This is a genomic window from Streptomyces sp. NPDC050509 (genome assembly GCF_044457965.1).
Classification (GTDB): domain Bacteria; phylum Actinomycetota; class Actinomycetes; order Streptomycetales; family Streptomycetaceae; genus Streptomyces.
Map to the genome: position 1 here is coordinate 957,213 of NZ_JBITHL010000001.1, position 14,358 is coordinate 971,570.

14 protein-coding genes and 1 pseudogene are annotated in these 14,358 nt (G+C 70.9%); 9 read left to right on the forward strand and 6 right to left on the reverse strand.

The features are described 5' to 3' along the window. Window positions 1–63 precede the first annotated feature (63 nt). Window positions 64–750: a DUF2848 domain-containing protein gene (locus ACIBJC_RS03705; RefSeq protein ID WP_399287221.1), complete on the reverse strand. Its 687-nt coding sequence runs from the start codon at window positions 748–750 to the stop codon at window positions 64–66. Window positions 751–896: 146 nt separating this feature from the next. On the opposite strand from ACIBJC_RS03705, the gene ACIBJC_RS03710 reads away from it, so the two are divergent. Both ACIBJC_RS03710 and ACIBJC_RS03715 read left to right on the forward strand, forming a co-directional pair. Next, window positions 897–2,273 (forward strand): MFS transporter, encoded by a 1,377-nt coding sequence (locus ACIBJC_RS03710; RefSeq protein WP_399287224.1) that lies wholly within the window; start codon window positions 897–899, stop codon window positions 2,271–2,273. A gap of 70 nt (window positions 2,274–2,343) precedes the next feature. Then, complete coding sequence (locus ACIBJC_RS03715; RefSeq protein WP_399287227.1) at window positions 2,344–3,147, forward strand: carbon-nitrogen hydrolase family protein; 804 nt, start codon at window positions 2,344–2,346, stop codon at window positions 3,145–3,147. Between the two features lie 68 nt (window positions 3,148–3,215). Here ACIBJC_RS03715 and ACIBJC_RS03720 read toward each other — a convergent pair whose 3' ends face one another. Further along, the gene (locus ACIBJC_RS03720; RefSeq protein WP_399287230.1) at window positions 3,216–3,842 is read right to left on the reverse strand and encodes a GntR family transcriptional regulator; all 627 of its coding nucleotides are present in this window, start codon (window positions 3,840–3,842) and stop codon (window positions 3,216–3,218) included. Between the two features lie 717 nt (window positions 3,843–4,559). On the opposite strand from ACIBJC_RS03720, the gene ACIBJC_RS03725 reads away from it, so the two are divergent. From ACIBJC_RS03725 to ACIBJC_RS03740, 4 genes are all read left to right on the forward strand, one after another. After that, a complete protein-coding gene (locus ACIBJC_RS03725; RefSeq protein WP_399287233.1) occupies window positions 4,560–5,747 on the forward strand; it encodes a S1 family peptidase in 1,188 nt (395 codons plus the stop codon). A 132-nt stretch (window positions 5,748–5,879) separates the two neighbouring features. After that, window positions 5,880–6,806, forward strand: coding sequence for an XRE family transcriptional regulator (locus ACIBJC_RS03730; protein ID WP_399287235.1), 927 nt, complete (start codon window positions 5,880–5,882; stop codon window positions 6,804–6,806). Window positions 6,807–6,895: 89 nt separating this feature from the next. Then, complete coding sequence (locus tag ACIBJC_RS03735) at window positions 6,896–7,261, forward strand: ArsR/SmtB family transcription factor (RefSeq protein ID WP_399287238.1); 366 nt, start codon at window positions 6,896–6,898, stop codon at window positions 7,259–7,261. 162 nt (window positions 7,262–7,423) lie between these two features. After that, window positions 7,424–7,795, forward strand: a complete 372-nt coding sequence (locus tag ACIBJC_RS03740; protein WP_329827767.1) for a hypothetical protein — start codon at window positions 7,424–7,426, stop codon at window positions 7,793–7,795. 101 nt (window positions 7,796–7,896) lie between these two features. Here the strand turns inward: ACIBJC_RS03740 and ACIBJC_RS03745 are convergent, their stop codons facing one another. Next, window positions 7,897–8,268, reverse strand: coding sequence for an ArsR/SmtB family transcription factor (locus ACIBJC_RS03745; protein WP_399287242.1), 372 nt, complete (start codon window positions 8,266–8,268; stop codon window positions 7,897–7,899). 166 nt (window positions 8,269–8,434) lie between these two features. On the opposite strand from ACIBJC_RS03745, the gene ACIBJC_RS03750 reads away from it, so the two are divergent. Continuing rightward, a complete protein-coding gene (locus ACIBJC_RS03750; RefSeq protein WP_399287245.1) occupies window positions 8,435–9,199 on the forward strand; it encodes a class I SAM-dependent methyltransferase in 765 nt (254 codons plus the stop codon). Here ACIBJC_RS03750 and ACIBJC_RS03755 read toward each other — a convergent pair. Next, window positions 9,186–10,367 (reverse strand): Gfo/Idh/MocA family protein, encoded by a 1,182-nt coding sequence (locus ACIBJC_RS03755; protein WP_399287248.1) that lies wholly within the window; start codon window positions 10,365–10,367, stop codon window positions 9,186–9,188. The two genes, ACIBJC_RS03750 and ACIBJC_RS03755, sit on opposite strands and share 14 nt — an antisense overlap. 132 nt (window positions 10,368–10,499) lie before the next feature. Between ACIBJC_RS03755 and ACIBJC_RS03760 the strand changes: the two genes are divergently transcribed. Continuing rightward, a complete protein-coding gene (locus tag ACIBJC_RS03760; protein ID WP_399287250.1) occupies window positions 10,500–11,603 on the forward strand; it encodes a LacI family DNA-binding transcriptional regulator in 1,104 nt (367 codons plus the stop codon). Between the two features lie 97 nt (window positions 11,604–11,700). Next, a pseudogene (locus ACIBJC_RS03765) lies at window positions 11,701–11,826 on the forward strand (MBL fold metallo-hydrolase); the annotation flags it as partial. 165 nt (window positions 11,827–11,991) lie between these two features. On the opposite strand, the gene ACIBJC_RS03770 reads toward ACIBJC_RS03765, so the two are convergent. Both ACIBJC_RS03770 and ACIBJC_RS03775 read right to left on the reverse strand, forming a co-directional pair. Beyond that, window positions 11,992–13,017, reverse strand: a complete 1,026-nt coding sequence (locus tag ACIBJC_RS03770) for a hypothetical protein (RefSeq protein ID WP_399287252.1) — start codon at window positions 13,015–13,017, stop codon at window positions 11,992–11,994. 51 nt (window positions 13,018–13,068) lie between these two features. Then, the gene (locus ACIBJC_RS03775) at window positions 13,069–14,355 is read right to left on the reverse strand and encodes a transporter (RefSeq protein WP_399287255.1); all 1,287 of its coding nucleotides are present in this window, start codon (window positions 14,353–14,355) and stop codon (window positions 13,069–13,071) included. Window positions 14,356–14,358 lie beyond the last annotated feature (3 nt).

Below are 14,358 nucleotides of genomic sequence, written 5' to 3' on the forward strand. Positions count from 1 at the left end.
AGACAGTGTCTACGCGTCGCGAGCGCGAGCCGGGCTCCGTCGGCGTGGCCCCGGCGGCGCGGCTCAGCCGATGGGCGCCGGCAGGCGCACCACGTCGTACGCGAGCCCGATCGTGTCGCCGGTGGCCGGGTCGCCCAGCTCCACCCGCCAGCGGTCGGCGAACTGGTCCACGCCCTCGACCATGGGGATCGTGCCGGAGATCAGCACCGTGCCGGGCACGAGGTCGCCGCGCTCCCGCAGCACCTCCGCCCAGTACGCGGGGGTGAGCAGTTCGGCGAGCGTGCCGTCCTGGATGAGGGATTCCGCGCCCTCGCGGCCCACCCAGGCCCGCAGGGTGATGCTGTCGAGCCGGTCCTGCACATCGGCCAGCCGCCAGGCGCGGCGGGCGAGCACGTCCGGGCCGGCGTTCTTGCTCCAGGCCACCCCGTGCACCTCCAGCTCACGGTCGGTGTGGTCGCAGGCGGCGGTCAGCAGCAGCTCACCCTCCCCGTCCACGACCAGCGCCCATTCCGCCTCACCGGAGGTGCGGCCGTGCTGGACGCTGACCTGTTCGGTGTGCTGGGCGAGGTAGGGGGAAACCGGGTAGAGGGCGGGGGTGACGGACGGAGCGGGCACACCGAGTTCGGCGAGTTCGGCCACGTGCGCGGCCACGTCGTCCTGGCTGCGGCCCGCGTAGCCGGCGTTGAGCACCTGGACGACATCGGCCTGCCGGGTGGTGCCGTCGGGCAGTTCGAAGGTGAGCAGCGCCATGGGAGTTCTCCACATCGTTCACGGTATCGGCGAGGTTAACTTTGCGCGGAAGGCTTGCGCATACCACCTGTATACAAGAAGTATGCCGGAAGGTCGACAGTGCGCCCTCCCCCGATGGCGGCGCGCCCCACCCAAGGACGGATGTCGTGAACCACACCAGCACGAGCACGGATCAACCCCCGCCCAGCGGCTCCGCGGTCCGCCGCGCCTTCTTCGCCAGCCTCACCGGAACCGCCCTGGAGTGGTACGACTTCGCCATCTACTCCGTGGCCGCCGCCCTGGTCTTCGGCGAGGTGTTCTTCCCCTCGGAGGACCCGGCCACCGGCACCCTGCTGGCGTTCTCCACGTACGCCGTCGGTTACGTGTCCCGCCCACTGGGCGGTTTCGTCTTCGGCCGTCTCGGCGACAAGATCGGCCGCAAGAAGGTCCTCATCGCGACGCTCGTGCTGATCGGCGTCGCGACCCTGTTCATCGGTCTGCTCCCGTCGTACGCGACGATCGGTGTGACCGCCCCGATCGTGCTGGTGATCCTCCGCTTCGCGCAGGGTGTCGGGGTCGGCGGCGAGTGGGGCGGCGCCGTACTGCTGTCCAGCGAGTTCGGCGATCCGAAGCGGCGCGGCTTCTACGCCTCGGCCGCGCAGGTCGGCCCGCCCGCCGGCAATCTGCTGGCCAACGGCGTCCTCGCCGCCCTCGGAATCATGCTCACGGACGAGCAGTTCGTCAGTTGGGGCTGGCGCGTGGCGTTCCTGCTCTCCGGGGTCCTGGTCGTCTTCGGGCTGTGGATCCGTACGAAGCTGGAGGAGACCCCGGTCTTCCAGGCCATGGAGGCGGAGGAGAAGCGCCCCGAGGCCCCGATCAAGGAAGTCTTCACCACTCATCCGCGCGCACTGGCCGCCGCGATCCTCAGCCGGATCGCCCCTGACGTGCTGTACGCGCTGTTCACCGTCTTCGTCCTGACGTACGCGACCGGCGAGCTCGGCATGTCACGCGGCTCGGCGCTGGGCGCCGTCCTCATCGGCTCGACGTTCCAGATCTTCCTCATCCCGCTGGCGGGCGCCCTCTCCGACCGGATCAACCGGCGTCTGCTGTACGGGGTTTCGGCGCTGGCGGCCGGGGTGTGGCCGTTCGTGTTCTTCCCGCTGACCGCCGGCGGGAGCTGGCCGCTGCTCGCCGGGGGTGTGGTGGTGGCGCTCGCCATCCACTCGCTGATGTACGGCCCGCAGGCGGCCTTCATCTCGGAGCAGTTCTCGCCGCGGCTGCGCTACACGGGCTCCTCGCTCGCCTACACACTGGCCGGGGTCGTGGGCGGGGCGGTGGCTCCGCTGCTGTTCACGGCGCTGCTCGACGCGTACAACTCCTGGGTGCCGCTGGCCCTCTACGTCGCGATCACCGCGGTCGTCACGATCGGCGGCGTGTGGCTGGGCCGCGACGCGAAGGACGCCGACGAGGAGGAGCCGCCGAGCCCGCCGACCGGGGACGCGGCCGTGACATCCGTACGGCCGGACGGAGCACCCGCCCGCTGACCGCACCGCTTCGACCCCCTTGCCCACGGCACCCGCACGCCCCGTCCCGTACACACGGAAGGAACCGCCCATGCGCATCGCGCTGAGCCAGCTCACCACCGGCCCCGACCCCGGGTCGAACCTCGGCCTCCTGCGCGAACAGGCCCACCGCGCGGCGGACGGGGGCGCCCGCGCCGTCGTCTTCCCCGAGGCCTCGATGGCCTGCTTCGGCACCCCGCTCGCCCCGGTGGCCGAACCGCTCGACGGCCCCTGGGCCGGGGAGGTCCGCCGGATCGCCAAGGACACCGGGCTCGTGGTGGTGGCAGGGATGTTCACCCCCGCGCCGGACGGCAAGGTGGCCAACACACTGCTGGCCACCGGTCCCGGGGTGGAGGCCTCCTACGACAAGATCCACCTGTACGACGCCTTCGGCTTCGCCGAGTCCGACACCGTGGCGCCCGGCTCCGAGGTGGTCACCATCGAGGTGGACGGTATCCGTATCGGCCTCGCGACCTGCTACGACGTCCGCTTCCCCGAGTTGTTCCGGGCCCACGCCGACGCGGGCGCGGTGGTCTCGCTGCTGCCGGCCTCCTGGGGCGCGGGCCCCGGGAAGCGGGAGCAGTGGGAGCTGCTGACGCGCGCCCGCGCGCTCGACGCGACGCTGTGGCTCGCCGCGGTGGGTCAGGCGGACCCGGCGGCGTCCGGTACACCCACGACCTCGAACGCGCCCACCGGGATCGGCCACAGCGCGGTCATCGGCCCCGACGGAACCGTACGGCAGTCGCTCGACGGGGCCCCGGGGATGCTGCTGGCCGACCTCGACCCGGATGAGGTGACGACCGTACGCCGGGCCATCCCCGTACTCGCCAACCGGCGTCTTTCCGGATTGAGTTGACCTGACCCTTCGGTTCCAGGTCTTTCGTTTGGGTCTGGCTGAGCCCAGCAAGATCCAAACGAGGGGCCCTAGCCTGCGAGGAGGACCTTGAGGGTCGTCGCCAGGTGGCTGTCGATCGCCGTGCACGCGGCCCCCGCGTCACCGGCGGCGATCGCGGCCAGGATCGCCTGGTGTTCCCGCAGCACGGCCTCCTGCCGGCCGTGCTGGTTGTAGAGCGCCACCACTCCGGCCCGGATCTGCCGGCTGCGCAGCCCGTCGTAGTGGCGGGTGAGCAGCGCGTTGCCCACGGCGGCGATCATCGTCGCGTGGAACTGGTGGTCCACCGCGATGAATTCCTTGGCGTGCTCGGATCCGCTGAGAGCGCGCTGCCGCTCCAGCAGCGCGGTCAGCTCGGCCACGGGAGCCCGGCCGTCGGGGACGACACGCTCGGCGGCGTACCGCTCGACGATGCCGCGCAGCTCCATCAGTTCGGTGATCTCCCGCCCGGAGAGGGGCACGATCTGCGCGCCGCGCTTGGGGACCAGCCTGACCAGGTCCTCGGCGGCGAGCAGCAGCAGCGCCTCGCGGATGGGGGTGCGGGAGACTCCGATACGGTCCGCGATCTCCTGCTCGGAGAGGAACCCGCCCTGGAGTTCGGGGTCGGTGAGGACTTCCTCCTTGAGGAACGCGTACGCCTTCTCCCGGCCCGACGTCACGACTTCCCCCAGGGTTGCATACAACGAGTATACAAAAACTACCACGCGGGTTCGCTGCCGGGCCTCTCCCACCGGTCCGCGCCGCGCGCGACAGCCTCCCGGAGCGCGAGGAGCGCGTCGCGGATCCGTACGGGGACCTCGACCCAGTTCGCCCCCGAAGCCCCAGGCCCTCTCGCGCATCTCCATCGTCTTCCCGGGGGTGAGTCGGCGTGTCCGTACCCGAAGCGATGCCCGATCCGGTCTCCGACCCGGTGTCCACAACATCCCTCCGGTCGTACATACGGCAACTCCTCGGCGACGTAAGCAAAACGCAGGTCGGTCGGATCGAGGCGTCAACGACCCGGCCGACGGCCTCCGTGCGCCGCTCGACGCCCCCTTTCGGCTGCCGGTCCGACGCACCGGACGAAACGCCCCTCCACCGAACGACCGCCACGAGTACACCGTTCGGGCACATTCACCGCACCCGGCGCCCGGCATATTCCTCTTTTTCCCTTTCCTCTCAAGCCGTTTCAACAGTGCGGCTCAACTCTGTTGAATTTCGGCCGTAGGAACTCTCTTGAACCGGCCCGAGAAAATAGGCCAGAGTTCCGGTCACGGCCACCAAGCACCCTGGTTGCCGCCGGACACACGGCTCCCCCCTCTGTGAAATCGGCTTCCCCACGCCGATTTCCTCCCCCCATGCACGGCCGTGTGCTCCGTGAACCGGAAGGAATGACTGTGCGAGTCTCCCGGAACATTCTCGTGGCCGCGGCCGCGGGCGCCCTGCTCTCCGTCAGCGTCGTGACCGGCGCCCAGGCGGGCGAACAGACCGCCGAGCGCTACGACCCCGCGATGGTCAAGGCCCTGGCCACCTCACTCGGCGTCAGCGAGACGGCGGCCGTCGAGCGGCTGGACGATCAGGCGGACCAGCAGGCCGAGCTCTCGAAGCTCGACCGGCAGGGGGTCGCCACGGACGGCGCCTTCTTCGACAGAGCCGGCAGCCTGGTCGTCAACGCCGCCGACACCCGCGCCGAACAGCGCATCGAGGACGCCGGTCTGACCCCGCGGGTGGCCGAGCACGGCCAGGCCGCGCTCGACCGCATCAAGGCGGAGCTGGACGCCAAGGCGCTCAAGCAGACGCCGGCCGGCGTCACCGCCTGGTCGGTGGATCTCGCCACGGACACGGTCACCGTCGAGGTCAACAGCGCGAAGAGCGCGGCGGCGAAGTCCTTCATCAAGGCCGCGCGGGCCCACGGCGACGCCGTCCGCGTCGTCGAGGGCAAGGAGGAGCTGTCCACGCAGGCGGTCGTCTCCCCGGGCGACGAGATGTCCTTCAACGGCTATGTCTGCTCCGTCGGTTACGGCGCCCGTGACGGATCCGGCCGCCAGTACCTCGTCACCGCCGGCCACTGCATCGAGGACCTGCCCGTCCTGTCGTACAAGGGCACGCGCTTCGCCCAGGGCACCAACAGCCGGTTCGCGGTGGGCAGTCGCAGTGTCGACATGGGCATCGCGGCCGTCGACTCGGGCAGTTCGATAGCCACGCAGGTCGGTACGTACGGCAGCGCGGGCACCGTCGCCGTCCAGGGCAGCGCGCGGGCCGCGTCCGGCGCCGCCCTGTGCAAGTCGGGCCGTACGACCTTCTGGACCTGCGGCAAGGTCAACTCGTACAACGTGACGGTCACCTACAGCGACGCCAACGGCGGTCCCGACACCGTCGTCACCGGCCTGGGCAGTTCCTCGGTCTGCACCCAGGGCGGCGACAGCGGCGGCGCCTACATCTCCGGCAACCAGGCCCAGGGGATGACCTCGGGCGGCCCGTCCGCGCAGCGCTGCACCGGCAGCGTCAACTCGCCGGGCTCCTCCTACTTCCAGCCCCTGGACGACGCCCTCTCGCACTACGGCCTGACCCTCAACACCAACTGATCACCCCCCGGCGGTAAGCCCCACCTGCCGCATCACCGGGCCGCCCCCACCGGCCCCCAGGACCGCCCATCGGATACGGTGGGCGGTCCTGCCCGTGCGGGCACGGCACCGCTCGACCCGGAGGGGAATCCAGTGCACCAGGATCCGGATTCCTCCTCGCCGGTCTTCGCCGAGGTCTTCCAGCAGGCCATCAAGAGACGCGGCCTGTCCCTGGAGCGCGTCCGCAGCCGGCTCGCCGAGCAGTCCATCCAGATCAGCCTGACCACCCTCAGCTACTGGCAGCGGGGGCGCAGCGAGCCCGAACGGGCCGATTCGCTGCGGGCCGTGGACGCGCTGGAGACCATCCTCGAACTGCCGCCAGGGACACTGCGTTCGCTGATCGGCCCGTACCGCCCGCGCGGCCGGGTCGCACCGCCCGCCCACGACCTCAGCTCCTCCCACCGTGTCTTCGGCGAGAACTCCCTGGCGGAACAGATCCTCGGCCCCGACTTCGCGCGGCTCAACGAGGCCATCAGCACGCTGAGCATCCGGGAGACCGTCACCATCGACGAGAACCGGCGCCTGTGCTCCATCGCGATCCAGCAGGTACTGCGCGCGGCCCGCGAGGGCGCCGACCGGCTCACCGCCGTCCACACCGTCGACAGCGGGGCGCGGGCGGTCCGCACCACGGTTCGCTGCGGAATTCCCGGGCCTGTCCGCTTTCTTCCCGAAGTGAGTACGGTCGTCATCGACATACGGTTCGGCCGGAAACTCGCGAAGAACGAGACGGTGGTCATCGACTACACCCTTTCCGTCGATCCCGGGGACGGTGTCGACGACCATTACGAGCGCCGCACCCGTGTCCGGCTGCGCGATTATCTGCTCCATGTCTATTTCCATCCGGCGGCGCTGCCGGTGGTCAGTCACCGCTATTACCGCGAGCACTCCGGGGCGGACATGAGCTACAACCACCGGGTCGCCCTGGACGCCTCGCACACGGTCCACTCGGCGCCGGGCCGCTGCCCGGCGGGCATCCACGGTGTCTCCTGGGAGTGGCCGGAGCAGCCGCGGCACCCCTGAAACGGCCGCCGTGAGGGGGCATTAGGGTGGAGGACTTCTGCCGTGGTGGGGGCGCCGGGGTGGCGCCTTCGGAGAGTGAGGGACGTTCCGTGACGGGGGCACAGATTCCGCTGTACCAGGCGAAGGCGGAGTTCTTCCGCATGCTGGGGCATCCGGTGCGCATCCGTGTGCTGGAACTGCTCCAGGACGGGCCGATGCCGGTACGGGACCTGCTCACCGCGATCGAGATCGAGCCGTCCAGCCTCTCCCAGCAGCTCGCGGTGTTGCGCCGCGCGGGAATCGTGACGGCGACACGGAGCAGTTCGACCGTCGTGTACGAGCTGGCCGGCGGGGACGTGGCGGAGCTGTTGCGGGCGGCGCGGCGGATTCTGGTCGAACTGCTGGCCGGGCAGGAGGATCTGCTCTCGCAGTTGCGCGAGAACGGGCGTTCCCTGGAGCGGGAGGAAGTTCCCTAGGGAGCCCGGCTGCCCCACGCACCCCTGTGGACCGTCCGGACGGACGGCAGAAGCGGAATCACATCCTCTAGTTGAAGATATCTTCAATTCGCCATCCCAGGTAAGTCGTTACTCGATAAACTCGTCATCCTGAGGGTTCACAGGCCGAGAGGACCGGGGTTCATGGCAAGCGCGGACGTGGCACTGAAGGACGCGATGATGATCGAGGGCGCCCAGGGCGCCGCTCTGGTCGACTACACCAGCGGCATGGCGCTGGGCACGCTGGGCGGGAGCAAGGATCTGGACCTCGCCGTCGCCGCGGCGGGGAACACCGATGTCGTACGGGCCAAGATGCGGACCCTGGAAACGCTCGGCATCCAGGACGCCATCGAGGACATCCTGATCACGCTGGGCTCCCAGTACCACGTGATCCGGCCGCTGTCCGGCTCGGCCGGCCAGGGGCTGTTCCTGTATCTCGTACTGGACCGGGCGCGCGCCAATCTGGCCATGGCGCGCCACCAGTTGAAGCGGATCGAGAACGAGGTGGACGTGTAGGCGGCGGAGCGGCGAGCAGATGCGGGAAGCCTTCCGCGAAGGACGGCGGCGCTGGTCGGGCTCTCGTCCCGGCCGGCCCGGGACCTCTCGTCCCGGCCCGCTCAGGTCCCCTCGTACGGACCGTCCTGCGGAGGTGTGGCGCCGGAGTCCGCGGCGCGCAGATCGGCGAGGAGTTCGGCCTGCCCTGCCAGCACCCCGGAGAGGATCGCCCGTGCGACGCTCAGCAGCTCCGCGAGATAGGGGTGGGCGAGCGCGTAGTGGACGGCCGAGCCCTCCCTGCGCGTCACGACGAGATTGGCACGGCGCAGCACGGCCAACTGCTGGGAGAGCTGGGCGGGTTCGACACCGACCTCCGGAAGCATCTCGGAGACCGCGTACTCCCGCTCGCTGAGCAGTTCGAGGACCCGGATACGGACGGGGTGCCCCAGCGTCTTGAAGAACTCGGCCTTCAGTTGGTACAGCGGCGCGCTCACCGGCCTTGCCTCATTTCCCGCGCGTACCGCGTACAGCGCATCTGCCCGGAAGTCCCTGCCACGGGGCCGTTCCCATGCCGTCAGGGCCGCCAGGGCCGTCACCTCCACGTGATGCCCCTGGGAAAATCCCACATTACCGGCCGGGTACCCAGGGTATACAGGCTCCATGGTCGACCGACTCTTCTCCGACCGGGATCTGGCCGCGCTGTACGACGCGGTCTGCGCGGGCCGCCCCGACTTCGCGTTCTATCTGCCGCTGGTGATGTCGGCGCGCTCCGTACTCGATGTCGGCTGCGGTACGGGCGACTTGCTGCACCAGGCCCGCGCGGCGGGGCACCCGGGGCGGCTGTGCGGTCTCGACCCGGCGGACGGCATGCTGGAGCAGGCCCGTCGCCGGACGGACGTCGAGTGGATCCTCGGCGATCTCTCCACCACCCACTGGGACCGCGCGTTCGACCTGGTCGTGATGACCGGGCACGCCTTCCAGGTCCTCCTGGAGGACGAGGAGGTACGGGGCACGTTCGCGGCGGTCAGGGCCGCCCTCACCGACGAGGGCCGCTTCGTCTTCGAGACCCGCGACCCGGCGGCGCGCGCCTGGGGCGAATGGACCCCGGACCGCGCCGTCGAGGTCGTCGACGCCACGGGTGCCGTCGTACGGGTCGCCAACGAGGCCGATCCGTACGACGGCGGGGACAGGGTCAGCTTCACCACCCGCTACACCAGCCCCGGCTGGGACGGCCCCAGGCTGAGCCGCTCCACCCTGCGCTTCCTCGGCGCGGACGAGGTGACGTCGTTCCTGGCGGGCGCGGGGCTCACCGTGGAGGCCCAGTACGGTGACTGGCTCCGGCAGCCGCTGACCGGGACCGGCCCGGAGATCATCACCGTCGCCGCACGGGGAAGGGGCCAGGAGAAAGGGGCTACCCGACCGTGACGCTCTTGCCGTCCGCGTTCGCGGCGGCCACGGCCGCGTCGAGGACCCGGAGATTGTGCAGCCCGTGGGCGAGCGGAGGGCAGTGCGGCAGCCGGTCGAGACCGGCGATCTGATCGAGGAACGCCCGCGCCTGGAAGGCGAAGAACTCGTTCTGCCCGTGGCCCACGCTCGGGAAGTCCATGGGCAGCCCCCGCGCGATGTACGGGTGGTCGGGGCCGATCAGGACCTGCCGGTATCCGTTGACGGGCCCGGCCGGGGAGGCGTCGGCGATGGTGAACTCACCGGGACGCACCAGGTCGAACGCGGCGGCCCCGCCGTCACAGAAGACCTCGAACCCGAGGGAGTTGGCGAGGCCGTAGGCGACCCGGGAGACGGAGATGGTGCCGACGGTGCCGCTGCGGAAATTCAGGGTGAAGGTCGCGATGTCCTCGTTCTCGACCGGCACCCGCTCGTCGCTGACCTGGACGTCGGCGGAGTGGCCCACGGCGGTGCCCAGCGGGGTCGGCCGGTCGGGGACCACGGTGGTCAGAACCGTACCGCGCACGCTCTCGACAGGTCCGCACAGGAATTCGCCGAGGTCGACGAGGTGGCTGCCGATGTCGGCGAGCGCGCCGGAGCCGGGTCCGCCCCGGTAGCGCCAGCTCATGGGGGCGTCGGGGTTGTGCCCGTAGTCGCACCAGTAGTGGCCGTTGAAGTGGCGCACCTGGCCGAGGCCGCCCTCGGTGATCTGCTCCCGGATCGCGTTGATCGCGGGCGAGCGGCGGAAGGTGAAGCCGACGGCGGCCACACGGTCCGTCCGCGCCGCGGCGTCGACCATGGCCTGCGCGTCGGCCGTGCTCGGCGCCAGCGGCTTCTCGCACAGCACATGCTTTCCGGCCGCGAGCAGTCCCTCGACGATCTCGCGGTGCAGCGGGTTGGCGACCACGACGCTCACGGCGTCGATGTCCGGCGCGGCGGCGATCGCCCGCCAGTCGGTCTCGGCGCGCTGGTAGCCGTACCGGCGGGCGGCGTCGAGGGCGAACGGCTCATGGGCGTCGGCGACGGCGACGAGCCGTACCTCGGGCAGGTCGGGGTCGAAGAGGGTCGACGCCGTGCGGTACCCGTTGAGGTGCGCCCGGCCGGCCATCCCGGCTCCGATGACTGCCACCCCGATCGACGATGTGGACATGGAATCCTCCTTCGTCACTCGTTCACCGAGTGTTTTTAAAGCGCTTTAAGTCGCTGGTACTATCGGCCGGGTCACCACGGGGTGTCAAGGGGTGTCGCACAGAACGACCGGACGGCCTTGGAGGGTCAGCCAGTGAAGAGACCGGGCTCCGACGGCCGGGACAGCGCAGAGACCGACGGCGGCGCGCGGAACCGCCGCCCGCGGCTGGAGGACGTCGCCGCGCTGGTCGGACTCTCACCGGCGTCGGTCTCACTGGTCCTCAGGAACGCCCCGGGCCCCAGTGCGGGGACCCGCGAGCGGGTCCTCGAAGCCGCCGCCCGGATCGGCTACCGCCCCGACCGCACGGCCAGCCTCCTCGCGCGCCGGCGCAGCCGCGTGCTCGGCGTCACCTTCGACATCCGCAACAGCTTCCACGCCGAACTGGTCGAGAACCTGTACGTCGCGGCCGAGGAGGTCGGGTACGACCTGGCGCTCTCCACGCTGACGCGCATCCGCGACGAGGGTCAGGCCGTGGAGACCCTGCTCGACTTCCGCGCCGAGGCGCTGGTCCTGCTCGGCACCGAGATACCCGCCGCGCGGCTGACCTCGCTCGACCGCCGGCTGCCGGTGATCTCCGTCGGGCGGCGGATCCCGGCGGCCGACCTGGACGTCGTACGCGCCTCGGACGACGAGGGGCTGGGCCGGGCGGTGGCCCATCTGGTGGAGCTGGGCCACCGCGACATCGCCTTCATCGACGGGGGCAAGGGCAGCATCGCGGCGGACCGGCGCCGCGGCTACCGCACCGCCATGCGCGCCCACCGGCTCACCGACCGGATCAGGGTGCTCCCGGGCCACCACACCGAGGAGGCCGGGGCGCGGGCGGCGGAGCGGCTGCTCGCGGAGGACGCGCTGCCGAGCGCGGTCATCGCGTGCAACGACCGGTGCGCGGTGGGCGTGCTGAGCACCCTCGGTCAGGCGGGCGTCTCCGTACCGGACACCCTCTCGGTCGTCGGCTACGACGACAGCGTCCTGTCCCGGCTCGCCAGTTTCGACCTCACCACCGTCAGCCAGAGCCCGGAGGAACAGGCACGCCACGCCGTGGCGGCGGCGGTGGAGCGGCTGGACGGCGGGCGCTCGGTCCCGCGCGAGATCGTCCTGACGCCGCGCCTGATGGTCCGCGGCACGACCGCGGCCCCCGCGAGGACGCGGCGGCCGGCCGAGGCGTACGAGCGCGGTCTGCCGCGCCCGGAGAGCTGAGCCGGCCCCGTACGCGTGGCGGCGCCGCCTCAGGCGTCGCCGTACCCGGGGGACTTGAGGCCCGCGGTCACGGGCATCCCCTCTCCCCTCCTGGACCGTGGGCGACGTCACCGTCCACCGCGTCGACGAGGCCCCCCTGCCGCCCGTGACCGGACAGTGGCTGCTGCCCGACGCCACCCCCGAGGTGGTGACCGGTCAGGAGTGGCTGCACCCTCACGCCGCCCACCGCGGGCCGCGTGATCAGGCACGGGGACGCCTGCCGGCTGCTGCCCGTCCCCGCCGCCTGACCCGGCCGCCCGGTCCGGCCGGAGCCGGCAGCGGCCCGCACCGGAGCAGCCCGTACGCACGGCATCGGGTCGCTCCGGTGCGGGAAGGGGCCGCGCGGCGGTCAGCCCCTGGCGACCGCGATGCTGCCCTGGAGGCGTTCCCCCGCCTCGTACACCATGTAGGGCACGCCCCCTTCGGTGCCGAAACTGGGGGCGGCGCTGCGGCCGTTGTCGGGGGCGCCGTTCCCGGAGTCGTAGAAGCGGCCGAGGTGGCGGCGGAGCGTGAAGTCCTTCCCGACCTCGGTGATCATGAGGTCGCCGCCGCTCGACTTGTCCTTGTTGTAGACGACGTAGGCGCTGCCGTTACGGGTCAGCAGGTGCGGGCCGCCGATGTTGACGGCCGACACGTCGGTGTGGCTGACGAGCGCCTTCTGGTCGAAGGTCCAGGTACGGCCGTCGGCCGACCAGCCCCAGTGGATGTCCCGGTGGTTGGTCCGGTTGTTCAGCATGAAGAGCATCACGTAGTGGGCGTTCTTCGCGGGCAGTTCGTGCGGGAAGACCCGGGCGTACGAGGTCTCCGTGGTGCCCGCGGGCAGCATCGACGTGGTGAGGACCGTCTTGTCGTAGGTGAAGTTGATGCCGTCCTTGGACCGGGCCAGTCGCGTCGTGGTGTTCTCGCCGTGGAAGTAGAGCCACATCTCCTTGGCGCTCTCGTTCCACATCACGTGCGGGGAGGACACATGGCTCACGGAGTAGTGCGGCTGCCAGACGTTGGCGACGAGCGGGTTGCGCGGGTACTCGGTGAACGGCCCTTCTATGTGGTCCCCGTAGGCGAGGCAGATCCCGCCGGGCGCGTCGTGCGGCGCGTAGTAGAGGTAGTAGCGGCCCAGCGGTGCGGAGAGCCGTCCCGCGGTGCCGCGGATGCACGGGAAGATGATCTCGCCGGTGGGGTTGTACCTGAGCTGTGAGGGCTTCAGCAGGGTCTTGACGTAGCGGTAGTCGGGGAAACCGCCGGGCGCCGCGGCCGGTGCGGCCGTGGAGGCGGCGGCCGGCGCCGAGGAAGCCGTGGAGCCGACGGCGAGCGCCGCCGCGGTCGCGCCGACCGATGTGAGGAGGATGCGGCGGCTGGGGTGGGGTGTCTCGTGCATGAAGTACTCCGTCCCGATGGGGGTGACGTTGTCCGTGCCGGGGATGAGCGGTCAGAGGGCGGTGGCCGCGGTGACGCAGAAACCGCCGAGGGCGACGAACCAGACGTAGGGCAGGGTGCGCGCCATCACCTGCTGGGGGCCGACCCCCGCGTACTGCGCGCTCCACACGGTCTGGGTGCTGGTGGGGTCGGCGACGCCGAACACCTGGTTGTAGGAGGCGGTGAGCCCGAGGACGGCGACGGCCGGGTAGATCCCTGCGGCGATGAGGACGCCCGCGATGCCGGCGCCGAGGCCGTACACGTTGAGCGGTCCGCGGTACAGGCACAGCGGCACCAGCGCCGTGAAGACCACGACGAACAGCACCGGGTTCTGCGGGCTGACCGCCTTGACCAGGGGTTCGAGTGCGTTCACGGCACCGGGGAGCTTGACCGCCGCGAGCAGGATGCCGATGGCCACGAACAGAGTGATGGGCGCCGCGGCCACCTCGAAGCCGTTGTACAGGGTGCGCAGCAGCCGGCGGTTCATGTCGCGTGGGCGGGTGGTCGTCACGAGCGCGTAGAGGACCCCGGCGAGCAGCGAGGGGATGATCGCGATCTCGAACCCGAGGGCCAGGACGAGGGGGACGGCCGGGGTGAGCAGCGCGTACCACGGGGCGTCGCCGAGGAGGGCGCGCCGCTTTCCGGCCCGGGTGCGCGGCTCCTCCGTACGGAAGGCCCAGGCGTGTTCGACCCCGCGCCTGCGGGACTCGACGAGCACGAACAGGACGGCGCCGGTCAGCGCGAACGGGAAGAGCTTGATCATGAAGTCGCGCACCTCGGGGACCGGCAGGTCGAGGGCGCTGGAGAAGAACTGCCACACCGGCAGCTCGAAGGGTATTCCGGCGGCGATGCCCATGAGGATCGTCCCGGCGGCGGTCACCTTGGGGATGCCGACGGCGATCATGGCGGGGATGCCGATGATGCCGGCGAGCATCGCGGCGGGCGCGGAGCCGGTCACGGTGCCGATGAGGGTCGAGACCATCAGCACGCCGAGCGCGACGACCGTGGGCCGGTCGCCGCCGAACTCGACGATCTTGCGGACGAGGGTGCCGGCGATGCCGGTCTCGTCGAGCAGCTTCCCCAGCCAGGAGCCCAGCAGGATCGCGATCATCGTCGCGGCGAGCATGGGGGCGCCCTCTTGGAGGACCGTGTCGAAGACGCTGTTCTCGCCGGTGACCGGGGCGCCCGAGACAAAGGCGATGACCACGCCGAGCAGGACGAGCGCGAAGGCGGTGGGGAGTTTCTTGGTGAGCATCGCGGCGACACCGGCCGCCATGATGATCAGGATGACGATGCCCATGAC

Bases quoted from the DNA above. Each gene is read 5' to 3' on its own strand.
- ACIBJC_RS03705 (WP_399287221.1), bottom strand. From the start codon at position 750: ATGGCGCTGCTCACCTTCGAACTGCCCGACGGCACCACCCGGCAGGCC.
- ACIBJC_RS03770 (WP_399287252.1), bottom strand. From the start codon at position 13,017: ATGCACGAGACACCCCACCCCAGCCGCCGCATCCTCCTCACATCGGTC.
- ACIBJC_RS03715 (WP_399287227.1), top strand. From the start codon at position 2,344: ATGCGCATCGCGCTGAGCCAGCTCACCACCGGCCCCGACCCCGGGTCG.
- ACIBJC_RS03740 (WP_329827767.1), top strand. From the start codon at position 7,424: ATGGCAAGCGCGGACGTGGCACTGAAGGACGCGATGATGATCGAGGGC.
- ACIBJC_RS03750 (WP_399287245.1), top strand. From the start codon at position 8,435: ATGGTCGACCGACTCTTCTCCGACCGGGATCTGGCCGCGCTGTACGAC.
- ACIBJC_RS03775 (WP_399287255.1), bottom strand. From the start codon at position 14,355: ATGGGCATCGTCATCCTGATCATCATGGCGGCCGGTGTCGCCGCGATG.
- ACIBJC_RS03755 (WP_399287248.1), bottom strand. From the start codon at position 10,367: ATGTCCACATCGTCGATCGGGGTGGCAGTCATCGGAGCCGGGATGGCC.